16 protein-coding genes and 1 pseudogene are annotated in these 14,603 nt (G+C 63.5%); 7 read left to right on the forward strand and 10 right to left on the reverse strand.

The genetic code is table 11. The features are described 5' to 3' along the window. Positions 1–204: a NepR family anti-sigma factor gene (locus FJW07_RS26115; RefSeq protein ID WP_140648115.1), complete on the reverse strand. Its 204-nt coding sequence runs from the start codon at positions 202–204 to the stop codon at positions 1–3. Between the two features lie 218 nt (positions 205–422). Between FJW07_RS26115 and FJW07_RS26120 the strand changes: the two genes are divergently transcribed. The 6 genes from FJW07_RS26120 to FJW07_RS26145 all read left to right on the forward strand — a co-directional run bounded on the left by FJW07_RS26120 (position 423) and on the right by FJW07_RS26145 (position 4,071). Beyond that, positions 423–1,217 (forward strand): response regulator, encoded by a 795-nt coding sequence (locus tag FJW07_RS26120; protein ID WP_140648116.1) that lies wholly within the window; start codon positions 423–425, stop codon positions 1,215–1,217. A gap of 169 nt (positions 1,218–1,386) precedes the next feature. Next, entirely contained in the window at positions 1,387–1,551 is a 165-nt protein-coding gene (locus FJW07_RS26125) for a DUF1328 domain-containing protein (RefSeq protein WP_018429836.1), read from the forward strand. A gap of 290 nt (positions 1,552–1,841) precedes the next feature. Beyond that, a complete protein-coding gene (locus tag FJW07_RS26130; protein ID WP_246680872.1) occupies positions 1,842–2,792 on the forward strand; it encodes a sensor histidine kinase in 951 nt (316 codons plus the stop codon). 329 nt (positions 2,793–3,121) lie between these two features. Further along, positions 3,122–3,292, forward strand: a complete 171-nt coding sequence (locus FJW07_RS31810; RefSeq protein WP_181182724.1) for a hypothetical protein — start codon at positions 3,122–3,124, stop codon at positions 3,290–3,292. 123 nt (positions 3,293–3,415) lie between these two features. Further along, on the forward strand, positions 3,416–3,742 hold the full coding sequence (locus FJW07_RS26140; protein ID WP_140859296.1) for a hypothetical protein: 327 nt from the start codon (positions 3,416–3,418) through the stop codon (positions 3,740–3,742). A gap of 83 nt (positions 3,743–3,825) precedes the next feature. Continuing rightward, entirely contained in the window at positions 3,826–4,071 is a 246-nt protein-coding gene (locus FJW07_RS26145; RefSeq protein ID WP_140648119.1) for a YMGG-like glycine zipper-containing protein, read from the forward strand. Between the two features lie 93 nt (positions 4,072–4,164). On the opposite strand, the gene FJW07_RS26150 is transcribed toward FJW07_RS26145, so the two are convergent. From FJW07_RS26150 to xylF, 3 genes and pseudogenes are all read right to left on the reverse strand, one after another. After that, positions 4,165–5,805: a CHASE domain-containing protein gene (locus FJW07_RS26150; protein WP_140859297.1), complete on the reverse strand. Its 1,641-nt coding sequence runs from the start codon at positions 5,803–5,805 to the stop codon at positions 4,165–4,167. Positions 5,806–5,929: 124 nt separating this feature from the next. Then, a pseudogene (locus FJW07_RS26155) lies at positions 5,930–6,109 on the reverse strand (sugar ABC transporter ATP-binding protein); the annotation flags it as partial. Between the two features lie 155 nt (positions 6,110–6,264). After that, positions 6,265–7,305, reverse strand: coding sequence for a D-xylose ABC transporter substrate-binding protein (xylF, locus tag FJW07_RS26160; RefSeq protein ID WP_140648123.1), 1,041 nt, complete (start codon positions 7,303–7,305; stop codon positions 6,265–6,267). A gap of 270 nt (positions 7,306–7,575) precedes the next feature. Between xylF and FJW07_RS26165 the strand changes: the two genes are divergently transcribed. Further along, positions 7,576–8,817, forward strand: coding sequence for an ROK family protein (locus tag FJW07_RS26165; RefSeq protein WP_140859298.1), 1,242 nt, complete (start codon positions 7,576–7,578; stop codon positions 8,815–8,817). 323 nt (positions 8,818–9,140) lie between these two features. On the opposite strand, the gene phoB is transcribed toward FJW07_RS26165, so the two are convergent. From phoB to pstS, 6 genes are all read right to left on the reverse strand, one after another. Further along, the gene (gene phoB / locus FJW07_RS26170; RefSeq protein ID WP_010911896.1) at positions 9,141–9,830 is read right to left on the reverse strand and encodes a phosphate regulon transcriptional regulator PhoB; all 690 of its coding nucleotides are present in this window, start codon (positions 9,828–9,830) and stop codon (positions 9,141–9,143) included. Positions 9,831–9,846: 16 nt separating this feature from the next. Beyond that, positions 9,847–10,554: a phosphate signaling complex protein PhoU gene (phoU, locus tag FJW07_RS26175; RefSeq protein ID WP_140647910.1), complete on the reverse strand. Its 708-nt coding sequence runs from the start codon at positions 10,552–10,554 to the stop codon at positions 9,847–9,849. Positions 10,555–10,574: 20 nt separating this feature from the next. Continuing rightward, the gene (gene pstB / locus FJW07_RS26180; protein ID WP_140647909.1) at positions 10,575–11,378 is read right to left on the reverse strand and encodes a phosphate ABC transporter ATP-binding protein PstB; all 804 of its coding nucleotides are present in this window, start codon (positions 11,376–11,378) and stop codon (positions 10,575–10,577) included. Then, positions 11,375–12,226 carry a phosphate ABC transporter permease PstA gene (gene pstA / locus FJW07_RS26185; RefSeq protein ID WP_140647908.1) on the reverse strand — a complete coding sequence of 284 codons (852 nt, stop codon included), beginning with the start codon at positions 12,224–12,226 and terminating at the stop codon, positions 11,375–11,377. Before pstA ends, pstB begins: the two co-directional genes overlap by 4 nt. Before the next feature lie 3 nt (positions 12,227–12,229). Beyond that, positions 12,230–13,216, reverse strand: coding sequence for a phosphate ABC transporter permease subunit PstC (pstC, locus tag FJW07_RS26190; protein ID WP_140647907.1), 987 nt, complete (start codon positions 13,214–13,216; stop codon positions 12,230–12,232). Positions 13,217–13,280: 64 nt separating this feature from the next. Beyond that, positions 13,281–14,339: a phosphate ABC transporter substrate-binding protein PstS gene (gene pstS / locus FJW07_RS26195; protein ID WP_140659482.1), complete on the reverse strand. Its 1,059-nt coding sequence runs from the start codon at positions 14,337–14,339 to the stop codon at positions 13,281–13,283. Positions 14,340–14,603: the final 264 nt, after the last annotated feature.

Here is a 14,603-nt window from a genome sequence, read left to right on the forward strand (position 1 = left end):
TCAGTCCTTTTTCTGGGCAGGTTCGGTCTGTTCCAGTTGGCTGAGCAACTGAGCGAAACGGTCCGGCACATGGTCCGAGACCAACTCGTCATAATATTGTTTGAGCTTGCGGGCTATCTCTGAGTTTGCCCCAAGCGGATTACCGTCCCCGTTCCGATGCCTGCTTGCGGCATCAGCCAATTGTTTTTTCTTCATTTCTTTCATAGTCGCCCTAGTTTCCAGCGCCTGAACCGCTCTTCGACTTCAAACCACAACGCAAGCGGGACCTTCGTCTGGTTGCCCATCCCAAATCCCGAAACGCTCGCTTGCTAATTTAGTTCCACAGCCGGCGGAACTTTTTCCGAAAGCCGGCGTTTGATTTTCAGGGGCATGCAATCAGTGCGGCCTTGAACGTGCAACGTCATTTGAGGGAGACGTCGATAATGAGTTTGTCCGCAACCATCGCGCCGCATCTTCCGTTCCTGCGCCGCTTCTCGCGGGCGGTATCGGGATCGCAGGAGAGCGGTGACGCGTTGGTCGCGGCGATGCTGGAAGCCATCATCGCCGATACCAATATCTTCCCCGAAGCCTCGAGCGACCGTATTGCGCTGTACAAGGTTTTCGCCAGACTGTTCACCTCCGTGGCCATCCGCGTGCCGCAGGAACAGGCCCAGACCGCCTGGGAGCAGCGGGCCGCGGCCAATCTGAATGCGATCGCGCCCCTGCCGAGGCAGGCTTTCCTTCTGGTTGCCGTCGAGGGCTTCAGCGAGGACGAGGCGGCGGAAATCCTCGATGTAGACGAGGACGAATTCTCGGAACTGCTTGCCCAGGCGAGCAACGAGATTTCCCGGCAGGTCGCGACCGACGTGCTGATCATCGAGGACGAGCCGCTGATCGCCATGGACATCGAGGAGATGGTCGAGAGTCTCGGCCACCGTGTGGTCGGCACGGCGCGCACGCATGCCGAGGCCGTGGCCGTGTTCGGCAGGACGCGGCCGAAAATGGTTCTGGCCGACATCCAGCTCGCCGACGGCAGCTCGGGCATCGAGGCCGTCAACGAGATCTTGTCCTCGACGCCGGTGCCGGTGATCTTCATCACCGCCTTCCCGGAACGCCTGCTGACCGGCGAGCGCCCCGAGCCGGCCTTCCTGGTCACCAAGCCGTTCAATCCCGACATGGTCAAGGCTTTGATCAGCCAGGCCCTGTTCTTCGACCGTCAGGCCAAGGCCGCCGCCTGATCCTTCCGGAGCCTGGACCTCGAGCGTCATGCGAGGCCCTCCGCCGCGCGTGACGCCTGGCCCGTTTGCGGTCTGAAAAGCCCTTTCAAGGGGATCGTCTTTTTCAGCAAATGGTGGAACAAACGACACCGAGCCACGTTCTTTTCCCGACGTAAGAAGGAGACGCATCATGCTGTACTGGGCGCTCGTATTTCTCGTAGTTGCGATCATCGCCGGCGCGCTTGGGTTCGGCGGCATCGCTGGCACATCGGCGGGCATCGCGCAGATCCTGTTCTTCATTTTCCTCGCCTTCCTGGTGATCTCGCTCATCGCAGGCCTTTTTAGGAGAGCCTGACCGCGACACTGGAAGCCGCACCCCTCAAACGGTTTCCAGCCACCGTCGGACGGCGCCTCGAAAGAGCACCGTCCGGCGGACCGTTTTTGGAGAGCCCCCTGCGATTTCAGGGCCGCTGCGATTTCAAGGCCACTGCGATTTCAAGGCGCTGGCTCACGCGGAACCAGTTGCGGATTGAGCCGTTCCAGGACCGAGTGCGGGATGTTCCAATGCCTTCCGAGGGTCCCACGAAAGATAGGGTTGAAAAGCAGAACGCCGAAGTGATCGCGATGCATCCCTCGGAGAGCGGGATGCAGTTGGGGCGGGCCCTGCTTCATGCCCTGCACAATGCCGGGATTTCGGTTGTCTACGAGGATCGGCAGATGGAAACGGTCTGGGCGCGCAACATGAACGCGCCCTGGGCGTCCGATACAGCCGCCGGCAAGGACTTGCTCTCGCCGGCGCAGGCCGAACGCATAAGGGCCGCCAAACTCAAGGTAATCGAATCCGGCCACGCGGACCAGCTCGAGCTCAGCATTCCGGGACACCAGGGCGTACGTTGGTTCCAGCTTTGGATCGATGCCGACCGTGGCGACGCCGGCGACGTCCTCGGCGTCGTCACCACGATGGTGGAGACGACGGAGCAGAAACGCCGCGAGCAGACGCTGAAGGCGTTGCTTCGCGAAGTCAGCCATCGATCGAAAAATCTTCTGGCCATCATCCAGAGCATCGCCACTCAGACCGGACGCTATACGGAGACGCTCGGCGAGTTCCTGGCGCGGTTTCGCGGCCGGCTGCAATCGCTCTCATCCTCGCAGGATCTGGTCACATCCTCCAACTGGCGGGGAGCGGCGCTGCAGGAGCTCGTCTCCGGCCAGGTCGGCCGCTACAGCAGCGATCTGGCCAACAGTCTGCGGTTCGCGGGCGAAAATCCCTATCTCAACCCCAATGCCGCCCTGCATATCGGCCTGGCGATGCACGAGCTGGCCGTGAATTCCGTGAGCTACGGCGCGCTGTCGCGGCCGGAGGGCCATGTCGAGGTTCGCGCCAGGCTCGAGACCGAAAACGGAACCTCGCCCAACCTTCTGCTGACCTGGACGGAGGCGGTCGACGACGCGCCGCGCAATGAGAAGCGCTTCGGCAGCGTGGCGCTGGAACGCGTCGTGCCGATGTCGCTGAATGGCTCAGCGACGCTGGAAATCGGCAAGGACCGCATGGAATACCGTCTCACCGTCCCGCACGGGAATTTCGAGACGGATTGATGGTGCCGCCGATGGCGTGAGAGCAATTCCAGGAAAGTGTGCAACGGGTCAGGCTAATGCGTGTCGCGCAAAAGTGTGCAGCGGTTTTGCGATAACGACATGCATGAAAACAAAGCCTTGAAGCGTCGCGTGAATCCGCTTCAGCGCGACGCGCTGTTAGGCGGCTTCGCCGTAGCTGTCCGTCCGGAATTGCGTCAAAACGGAGAGGGAGCGCTTTGCCGGCGGGGGGCCCTTAACCTGCTGTTCACCATAAAGTCCGATCCTGTGCTCCCGGCTGACGATGCGCCGGAAACCCATCCGCGTCCCCGGCGCGACCTGGGGAGACTGAAATGATGGTTGCCGACATGAACAGGCTGGAGCAGGCCGCCCGCGTCTCGATGAGCGGCTTCCAGGATGCCGAGCCGCCGCCGGCGTCGCGGTCGTCGCATCTTTCGCTCCGCCTGGGCGCGATCGCGCTTCTGGCCGCCGTGGCCCTGACTGCGGCCTGGCAACTGCTCTGACCCCGCATGCGGCTTTGACGTCCAGACTTCAGCGCGCCGCCATTTCGCGCGGAGCGCTTCAGGCTCCGGCCCCGGAACTTTTGTTCGCCGAGATTCGTTGTTGGCGGCGAGAGGTTTGGAGCCATGGAACACATCGCCGCATTGCTCTTCGTCGTCGGCTGTTCGAGCACGATGGCCGATTGCCGGGAACTCGAAGTGCCCGTCAGCGTCTTCGAGACGGCGCAGGCCTGCGTCGCCGAAAGGCCATTCGCCCTCGGCGACCTGCAGGGTCAGGCCCCCCGCATCATCGGCAAGTGCCTCGCCGTGGATCCCGCGCTGGAGGACGATTACGACCGGATCGTCTGGAACGTGCGGCCCGACGGCACGCTGGCAGCATCGCTGGAGGTGTCCGGCATGCTTGTCGCGTCGAACGGCGAGCGCTCCGAAAAAGACTATGTTAGGCAACAGTAGAATCTGGCAGGCAAAACAGGTTTTTTCATGCTAAACGGTCGCTGGCACTGCCGAAAGTGAGGACAAAAGTGAGGAGCAATTCTATGCGGAAGATGATCATTGCCATGGTTGCTGTGGTCGCCGTCAGCGGCTGCACCACGACCGAGCAGGACGTTGTCGGCGGCGGCCTGATCGGCGCCGGTGTGGGCGGCCTGGTCGGCGGCAGCAAGGGTGCGCTGATCGGCGCGGCCGTCGGCGCCGGGTCGGGCCTCTTGGTTCGCAACCTTCGCAACGGCTACTGCGTGTATCGCCGCCATGACGGCACGACCTACCGGGCCCGCTGCAACTAGTTCCTTAGCGAAGAGAACCGGAGGCGGGTAGCCGGCCTCCGGTTCTCTTCGAATTCAAATGGCTGACTCGCCAGCCTAGGGCTGTTGGCCCGCTCACGCGATCAGCGGGATCCTGATTTCCACCTTCAATCCATTGTCGTGATAATCGCGCGCGATCGTGCCGCGCAATTCACGTGTGACGTTGAGATCTATCAACTTGGTGCCGAAGCCGGTCTTGACTGGCGCTTCCAGTTCCGTCTGACCCGCCTCGCGCCAGTTCAGGACCAGCGTCCTCTCGCGGTCGCGGCCTTCGACGCTCCAGTCGACCTTGAGAGCCCAGCTTCCCTTGACCGAATTGGCCGAACCGCCGGCCTCGCCATATTTCAGCGCGTTGGTGGCGAGTTCATGAAAGGTCAGCCCGAGCGCCTGCGTCGTCGTCTCGTCCAGCAGCACTTTCGGCCCTGACAACACGCCTTCGGGAAGGTCCTTGCCGAACACCTGCCCGAGCTCGATGCGCAGCAGGTCGCCGAGATCGGCTTTCTGCCAGCGCGAGCGCGTGAGCATGTCCTGCGATGCCGCCATGGCCTGCAGGCGCGCCGAGAACGAAGCCGAAAACTCCTTGACGTCGGTGGCTTGCGAGGCCGTCTGCCGCGCGATCGCCAAAACGCGGGTGATCGAATTCTTGATGCGGTGCTTCATCTCCTGCAGGATCAGGTCTTTTTCCAGCAGGCTCTTTTCGGTCGCCTCGTGCAGCGCCGATTTCGCGTCATAGGCGCGTTCCTGATAGCGCGCCACCAAGGCGATGGCGCCGGCGAGCAGCAGGCCGAACAGCCCGAGCATCACCGGGATGGCGCGCGAGGACGGCGGCTCGAATGCGCTTGTAGGCCGAAACAACAAGGTCCACGGCTCGCCCGCCACGACGATATCGCGGCGTGCCAAAAGCTTCGCGCCGATGCGTTCCGCCGGCGGCGCCTCCGAACGGAACAGCAAATTGCCGGCCTCGGGCTTGCCGTCATAGACCTCGACATTGACCGGCAGCAGCGGCGAATGGCTGAGCGCGACCTGGAACAGGTCCTGCGCGCGGAAGGCAACGTAAAGAAAACCGGCCGTCGAGGAGCGGCTTGCATTGATGACGTCGGGCGCGGTTTCGACGTTCAGCCGCACGAAAACCAGGAATCCGGTGAAGGTCTGCGCCACGCCGGCGCCCTGGCCGAGCTGGATCATGCCGCTCGCATGCTGCTGGTCATCCGCCATCGCCTCTTCGATCGCCGCGCGCCGTACCGGCTCGGTGAACATGTCGAAACCGATGATCGACTGGTTGGACGTGTCGAGCGGCTCGAACAGCACGATCGGCGTTCGCCATTGCTGCGTCGTGGCGGGATAGATCGGATGCGCCGACCCATGGTCGTGCAGGATGTCGCGTTCCACGGCCGCCTCGTCGCCGGTCTTGGCGAGCCTCAGGAAGCCGAGGCCGCGCAGCCCCGCGAAATTGTCGTCGATGTCGAGCGCGGTGAAGAAGGCCTTGAATTCGCCGCGCGAGATGTCGCCGTTGCGGGCATCGAACAGCGCCTGCGTCGAACGCAGCAGAGACAGATGCAGGTCGATGCGGCTCTCGATGCGGCTCAGCGCGTCATCGGCGGTACCCTCGAACTTGATCCGAGCCGCCTCCTGCGTCGCGAAATAGGCAAACCCCGCCATCGTCAGGCTGATCAGCGCGACGGCGACGAAGGCAACGATCGGAAAGAGCTTCTTCAAATCAAGGATGCGGCCCGTGGACGGTCGACGACCTTTATGGGCAAGTCTCCGCGCCAACACAATGGCGCGGTCAAATCATCACTGCGGCTGGTACATCACGCAGTCGTTAATTAGCCGGCTATCATCATGCCGCGATCTTCAGCGCGCCTGGACCCGGAATGGCGCCTGGCGGGCATTTGCCCAGGATGATCATTCCGAGCACCTCGTCCTGGGTGACGTCGGTGGTGCGCGCGGTCCCGACCACCTGGCCGTTCTTCATCACGCAGACCCGGTCGGCGAGCTCGAACACGTCGTAGACGTCGTGTCGGTCATGATTTCCTCCCGCCGGCCTGCCCGTCTGGCGCGGATGCCTGGCCAAGCCTAGAAGCTATCCGCCAGAGGCGGAAACACAAATCTTTTTGAGAAAACGCCGCGGCTTTCAGGCCGCGGCGCAGGGATTTTGATCGAGAGCCGGCAGACTTAGTTGCAGGCCTTGACGCTACCGGCGGCAACGCCCGCGCAGACTTCGTCCTTCTTGATCCAGCCGGCGTCGATGACGACGTTGAGATTGTCCTTGGTGATCGCGATCGGAGTCAGGAACAGCGACTTGACGGTGTTGCCGCCGGGCGTCGTGAAGTCCTTGGCGCCGGCGATGTCGCCCATCTTCTTGCCGTCGGCGAGCTGCGAGGCGATCTCGGCGGCGTTCTTGCCGAGCTCGCGCGCGTCTTTCCACACCGACACGGTCTGCGTGCCGAGCGCGATGCGGTTGAGCGCCGCGTGGTCGCCGTCCTGGCCCGAGACCGGAACGGTGCCGGCCAGGCCTTGCGCCGTCAGCGCCGCGACGACGCCGCCTGCGGTGCCGTCATTGGCCGCCACGACCGCGTCGACCTTGTTGTCGTTGGCGGTCAGGAACTGCTCCATGTTCTTCTGCGCGTTGGCGGGCAGCCAACCGTCGGTATAGGCCTCGCCGACATTCTTGATCTTGCCGCTGTCGATCGCCTCCTTCAGCACTTCCATGGAGCCCGAGAACAGGAAGTCGGCGTTCGGATCGGCGCCCGAGCCCTTGATGAAGACATAATTGCCTTCCGGCTTGACCTTGAACACCTCGCGGGCCTGCATGCGGCCGACTTCCTTGTTATCGAAGGTCAGGTAGAACACGTCCTTGTTCTCGATCAGGCGGTCGTAGCCGACGACCGGAATGCCTTCATCGAGCGCCTTCTGCACCGCCGGGCCGATTGCCGAGGCATCCTGCGCCAGGATGATCAGCGCGTTGGCGCCTTGCGAGATCAGGCTTTCGACGTCGGTCAGCTGCTTGCCCGGATTGGACTGCGCGTCGGCCGAGATATACTTGTCGCCGGCGGCCTCGATGGCGGCCTTCATCGCCGCTTCGTCAGTCTTCCAGCGCTCTTCCTGGAAATTCGACCACGACACGCCGATCACCTTGTCCTTCGCCTCGGCGACCGACGCCAGCGTCAGCGACATGGCAACGCCCGCCAGAATGGCGGCTGCGAATTTCTTCATGATTTCCTCCCTGCGCCTGTGCGGCGCGACCCAGACTGGCCCGAAGGCCGGCACAGAGGCTTTTTTTCGAGCCTCAAAAAAATAGTGGTCCAGCAAAACGACGCTGTCAACTGCGATTCTGATGGGTTTTGATGGGTCAGGGTATTTTTTTCGACATCCGCAATAAATAATGACACAGGCTGCGGCTTCTGCCACTATCCCTAGCATGTCACCGACAGGCCATGGCATCATCATCACAAGGCCGCGATGACTGGGAGGACGTGCGAGACGATGTCGGTCGGAATCCGTCACGACGATTTGCGCCGGCGCAACCGCGCCATGGTGATTTCGGCCGTGCGCCGCGCCGGCCAGCCCTCGCGCACGGAGATTGCCGCCACCACCGGGCTCAGCCACTCGACCATTTCGGCGATCTCCGCCGATCTGATCCAGGAAGGCATTCTCACCGAAAGCAAGGCCAGCGAGCCGACGGCGTTGAAACGCGGCCGGCCGCAGATCGGTCTGGCGCTGAACCCCGAAGCCGCCGCGGTGCTGACCGTGGTGCTGTCGCTGAACTTCCTGTCGGTCGCCGTGATCGATTATGCCGGCCAGGTGGTTGCCGAGGAGCAGCAGCGCCTCGACACGCTTGTCATGCCCCGCGACGAGTTGATCGGCGAATGCATGGCGATCGTCCGGCGCCGGCTGGGGGATCCCGACCTCGACGTGGGCAGCGTCGCCCGCATCGCCATGGGCATTCAGGGCATCACCGATTCCCATTCACGCGCCATGCTGTGGTCGCCGATCACGCCGCTGACCGACATCCCTTTCGCCGACCTCCTCGAACGGGAATTCGGTATTCCCGCCACCATGGAGAACGACTGCAACATGATGGCGGTGGCGCTGCAATGGCGCGATCCCGAGCGCTATCGCGACGACTTCATCGCCATCCTGCTCTCGCACGGTATCGGCATGGGCCTGGTGCTGAAGGGCGCGCTGTTCAGCGGCACACATTCCTCCGGCGGCGAGTTCGGCCATATGATCCATCGTCCGGGCGGCGCGCGTTGCCGCTGCGGCCGCCGCGGCTGCGTCGAGGCCTATGCCGGCAATTACGCGATCTGGCGCAGCGCCATGGGAATAAGCGAGGATGCCACGCCGACCGACGTCGGTGACGCCGATATGCGCGCGCTGGCCGCGAAAGCCCGGCAGGAGGACGGACCCGAGCGGGAGGCTTATCGCCGGGCCGGCGAAGCACTCGGTTTCGGCCTCGGCAGCCTGTTCGCCCTTATCGACCCGGCGCCTGTCGCCATGGTCGGCGTAAGCGCGGCCGCCTTCGACCTGATCGAGCCGGCGCTGCGAGAGGCGATCGCCCAGACCGCCGGCGGCCAGCACTCGGAATCGATCTCCTTCGACACCGAGCCGAACGAACTGCCGCTTATCCGCGAAGGCTGCGCCATGCGCGCGCTGACCTTCGTCGATCAGGAGATTTTCGCGCCGGGGGTGCAGGCCAGAGCGGGGGCCGGGAAGAACGTGGCCTGAGCGAACGTGGCGCTGAAGCCGCGAATCGCACCAACGTTGGAGATTGGCCGAAGCCACGGCGACTTCGTCATTCCAGGGCGGAGCAAGGAGCGAAGCGACGCGCGCAGACCCTGGAATCCATGCCGTTACCTCGATCGTACGGTGCAGCGGTGCAGAGTTCTGCGCCATAGCGGCGCGTGGAAGTCACGGAATGGATCCTCGGGTCTGCGCTGCGTCGCTACGCTCCTTGCTCCGCCCGTGGATGACGAAGTACAAGCGTCTCGGCTACCCATCAACGTGGTTGTTGGAAGTGCCTGACCCGTCAGGACTTTGGCGTCCAGGGACTAATCCTCCCTGATCGCGTAGCCCGCCCCGCGGATGGTGCGGATGACGTCCGGCATGCGGCCGTTGTTGACCGCCTTGCGCAGGCGCCCGACATGGACGTCCACGGTGCGCTCGTCGATATAGATCGTCTCGCCCCAGACATTGTCGAGCAGCTGGCTGCGCGAGAACACGCGGCCGGGATGGCGCATCATGAATTCGAGCAGGCGGAACTCGGTCGGCCCGAGCCGGATCTCGCTCTTCTTGCGGTAGACGCGGTGCGATTCGCGGTCGAGCACGATGTCGCCGACCTTGAGCACGCTGGACAGCACCTCCGGCTTGGCGCGGCGTAGCAGCGCCTTGACGCGCGCCATGAACTCGGGCGTCGAGAACGGCTTGACCAGATAGTCGTCGGCGCCGGTCGAGAGGCCGCGCACGCGGTCGCTTTCCTCGCCGCGCGCCGTCAGCATGATGATCGGCAGCCGCTCGGTCTCGGGCCGCATCCTGAGACGCCGGCAGAGCTCGATGCCGGAAACCGCCGGCACCATCCAGTCGAGCACGAGCAGGTCGGGAACGTTTTCCTGAAGGCGGATTTCGGCCTCGTCGCCGCGGGTCACCACTTCGACCTGGTAACCCTCGGATTCGAGATTGTAGCGGAGCAGCACCCCCAGCGGCTCCTCGTCCTCCACCACCATGATGCGTGGCGCGATCATCGGGGTAACCTTTTCGTCAGGCCGCCGGCGCCGACATTGCGGTCTCGTCCTGCTTCGGACGATTGGCGGGCAATTGCGTGCCGGTCAGCACATAATAGGCGTTCTCGGCGATGTTGGTCACATGGTCGCCGATGCGCTCGAGGTTCTTGGCGCAGAACAGAAGATGCGTGCAAGCGGTGATGTTGCGCGGGTCTTCCATCATGTAGGTCAACAGCTCGCGGAAGACGGACGTGTATTTGACGTCGATGCGCTCGTCGTCGTTGCGAAGCTTGGCCAGCGCCGTGGCATCGCCCACCATATATTCCTGGATCACGGCCTGCACCTGGATCAGCACCAGCTGCGCCATCGAATCGATCGAATGCGTGAGGTCGCGCGGCGCGGCGCTGACGCCGACCGAGCCGACACGCTTGGCGATGTTCTTGGCGAGATCGCCGATGCGTTCAAGGTCGCCCGCCATGCGGATCGAGCCGACCACGTTGCGCAGGTCGTCCGCCATCGGCTGCCGCTTGGCGATCAGCGTGATGGCGCGGTCGTCGAGCTCGCGCTGACGAGCGTCCATGATGGCGTCGTCGGAGACGACGCGCTGCGCCAGCGCATTGTCGGTCTCGAGCAGCGCCCTGGTCGCACCGCCGACCATGGAGCTGGCGAGATCGCCCATGTCGTTGATGAGCCGGCTGATCTGCCTCAGATCCTCGTCGAAGGAGGCGACGGTATGTTCGGCCATGATGATGTCCTCGTATGAACTCAGCCGAAGCGGCCGGTTATGTAGTCCTGCGTGCGCTTCTCGCGAGGCGAGGTGAAGATCTTCTCGGTCCGGTCGAACTCCACCAGCTCGCCCAGATACATGAACGCCGTCTGCCGCGACACGCGCGCCGCCTGCTGCATGTTGTGGGTGACGATGACGATCGTGTAGTCGGCCTGCAACTCGTCGATCAGTTCCTCGATCTTGGCGGTCGACAGCGGATCGAGCGCCGAGGCCGGCTCGTCGAGCAGGATGACCTCGGGCTTCACCGCCACGGTACGGGCGATGCACAGGCGCTGCTGCTGGCCGCCCGAGAGGCTGAGGCCGCTGGCGTTGAGCTTGTCCTTGACCTCGGTCCACAGCGCGGCGCGCTTCAGCGCCTGCTCGACGCGGCTATCCATCTCGGCCTTGCTGATCTTCTCATAGAGCCTGACGCCGAAGGCGATGTTCTCGTAGATCGACATCGGGAACGGCGTCGGCTTCTGGAACACCATGCCGATCTTGGTGCGCAGCAGGTTGAGGTCCTGCGAGCGGTCGAGGATGTTCTTGCCGTCGAGCAGCACCTGGCCCTCGGCGCTCTGCTTCGGATAGAGCTCGTAGATGCGGTTGAGCACGCGCAGCAGCGTCGACTTCCCGCAGCCCGACGGGCCGATGAAGGCTGTGACGCTGCGCTCGGGCAGGGACAGGTTGATGTCCTTCAGCGCCTTCGACTGGCCATAGTAGAAATTGAGGTTCTTGACCTCGATCTTGGCCTTCTCGACGGTCGTGTCGGCTGCGTTCAGGTCGGTGGACAACATCGGTTTCATCTGTCCTCTCTGCGTCCGGTTAGGCTGCGGGCGATGATGCTCAGCCCGAGAACCGTCAGGGTGATTATGAGTGCGCCCGTCCAGGCCAGTTGCTGCCATTCCTCGTAAGGGCTGAGAGCGAACTGGAAGATGGTCACCGGCAGGCTGGCCATCGGCGCATTGAGATTGCTCGACCAGAACTGGTTGTTGAGCGCGGTGAAGAGAAGCGGCGCCGTCTCGCCGGAGATGCGGGCGATCGCCAGCAATATGCCGGTGACGATGCCCGACATTGCCGCGCGGTAGGCGACGGAGCGGATCACCACCCAGCGCGGCGCGCCGATGGCGGCGCCTGCTTCGCGCAGCGCATTGGGCACAAGGTTCAGCATGTCCTCGGTGGTGCGCACCACGACGGGGATCACCAGGATCGACAGCGCGACGGCGCCGGCAATCGCCGAGAAGTGCCCCATCGGCCGCACCATCAGCTCATAGACGAACAGGCCGATGATGATCGATGGCGCCGACAACAGGATGTCGTTGATGAAGCGCACCACCGTCGTAAGCTTCGAGAAGCGGCCATATTCGGCCATGTAGGTGCCGGCCAGCACGCCGATCGGCGTGCCGACGACGATGCCGATGATCGTCATGACGATGCTGCCGTAGATGGCGTTGAGCAGGCCGCCGGCGTCGCCGGGCGGCGGCGTCATTTCAGTGAACACCGCCAGGTTCACCCCGGAGAGCCCCTTGTAGAGCAGGGCGCCGAGGATCAGCGCCAGCCAGGCGAGGCCGATGCCAGCCGCGACGACGCACAGCGCCATCATCACGGCATTCTTGCGTTTGCGGCTTTGGTGAAGCGATGCGGCAGTCGACATCGGTCAGGCTCCCGTGCGGCTATCGATGCGCAACAGCATGTAGCGTGCAAGCGCGAGGATGATGAAGGTGATGATGAACAGGATCAGGCCGAGCGATACCAGCGAGGATGTATAGAGATTGCCGTCGGCTTCGGTGAATTCGTTGGCGATGGTCGCCGAGATCGTCGTGCCCGGCGCAAACAGCGAGGCGCTGATGCGGTGCGCGTTGCCGATGACGAAGGTAACCGCCATCGTCTCGCCGAGCGCGCGGCCGAGGCCGAGCATGACGCCGCCCATGATGCCGACGCGGGTATAGGGGATGGTCACGCGCCGGGTCACTTCCCAGGTCGTGCAGCCGATGCCGTATGCCGATTCCTTCAGCACCGCCGGCACCGTGTCGAACACGTCCTTGGTGATCGAGGTGATGAAGGGCAGCACCATGATGGCAAGGATCAGCGACGAGGTCAGCAGGCCGATGCCGTAGGGCGGGCCGGCAAACAGGCTGTTGAGGCCGGGGATGCCTTTGAAGAGCCAGATGACGAAGGGCTGGATCGTCGTCTGCAGGAACGGCGCGAAAACGAACAGGCCCCAGATGCCGTAGATGATCGAGGGAATGCCTGCGAGCAGCTCGACCGCGATGGCGATCGGGCGCCTGAGCGGACGCGGGCAGAGCTCGGTCAGGAAGATGGCGATGCCGATGCCGATCGGCACAGCGATGAGAATGGCGATGGCCGAGGTGACGATGGTGCCGTAGATGGGCGCCAGGGCGCCGAAATTCTCGGTGACCGGGTTCCAGGATTCGGTGGTCAGGAAGGAGAAGCCGAACTTCGACAGCGCCTCCCACGAGCCGGCGACCAGCGAGATCGCGACCCCGCCGAGCAGAACCAGCACGAGGATGGCGGAAAGGCGCGTGGCCGTCCGGAATGCCATGTCGGTGAAGGCGAAGCGGCGCACTGTCGCTTCCCTGGTCCGCAGGGCGGACGATGTCGCGGCGTCGGAAACGGCTGTCATTTAGCCCCTCGCATTTCGAAAGAGACAGGAGGGCGCCGGAGACGCCCTCCTTATTCGCTAGGAATTACATGCCGGAGTAAAGCGGCTTGCCGCTCGCGTCGACGATGTCCTTGCCCCACATTTCCTCGACGCTCTTCACGACCGCGTCGGGCATCGGAACGTAGTCCAGGCCCGCGGCCAGCTCGTCGCCCTTGGCATAGGACCAGGCGAAGAACTTGAGCGCTTCGGTCGTGGCCGCAGTGTCGTCGGGCTTCTTGTAGACGAGGATCCAGGTGGCCGACGTCATCGGCCAGGATTCAGCACCGGCCTGGTTGGCCAGGATGACGCCGTAGCCCGGCTGCGAGCTCCAGTCGGCATTGGCCGCGGCGGCCGAGAACGCGGCGGCGGTCGGCTCGACCTTCTTGCCGTCCTTGTTGACCAGGTCGGTGTAGGTCAGCTTGTTCTGCTTGGCATAGGCGTATTCGACGTAACCGATCGCGCCGCCGGTCTGCGAGACGTTGTTGGCGACGCCTTCATTGCCCTTGGCGCCGATGCCCACCGGCCATTCGAGCGCGGTGTTGACGCCGACCTTCGACTTCCAGTCGGCGCTGACGTCAGCCAGGTAGTAGCTGAAGTTGAACGTGGTGCCTGAGCCGTCCGAACGGTGGACGACGGCGATCGCCTGGTCGGGCAGCTTGGCGTCGGGGTTGAGCTTCTTGATCGCTTCGTCGTTCCAGTTGGTGATCTTGCCGGCGAAGATGTCGGCCAGCGTCGGACCGTCGAGCACCAGTTCGCCCGGCTTGATGCCTTCGAGATTGACGACCGGAACGATGCCGCCCATCACCATCGGGAACTGCGCGAGCCCGGTGGAGTCCAGATCCTCGCCCTTCAGCGGCGCGTCGGAAGCGCCGAAGGTCACGGTCTTGGCCTTGATCTGCTTGATGCCGCCGCCGGAGCCGATCGACTGGTAGTTGAGACCGATGCCGGTCTCCTTCTTGTAGGCGTCGGCCCACTTCGCATAGATCGGATAGGGGAAAGTGGCGCCGGCGCCGGAGATATCGGCTGCCATTGCGGCGGAGATGCTAAGGGTTGATGCCGCAGCCATTGCAATCGCAACGGCCGCCGAGCGGATGAAATGTCTCATGTGGCCTGCTCCTGTTCGGAAGATGGTCTTTCGGCACCCGTTCTATCGGCGCCCGGTGAGCGCAATAGCCTTCGATTATTACAGTCGCATGACAGTTTCGTGTCAGCCCGGTAACGCCTGAACGGGGATGCTCGGAAGGGTCCGCGGCGGCCTCGAAGGACCGGCCGGAGTTTGCCGCGGGAATCAGTAACTTGTCTGACTTTTGAAACAAAATTTATCCCGGCGGCCGGATGATGGCCGCCGGGAAATAAAATCCGGACGAGA

It is taken from the genome of Mesorhizobium sp. B3-1-9, from assembly GCF_006439595.1.
Lineage (GTDB): Bacteria > Pseudomonadota > Alphaproteobacteria > Rhizobiales > Rhizobiaceae > Mesorhizobium.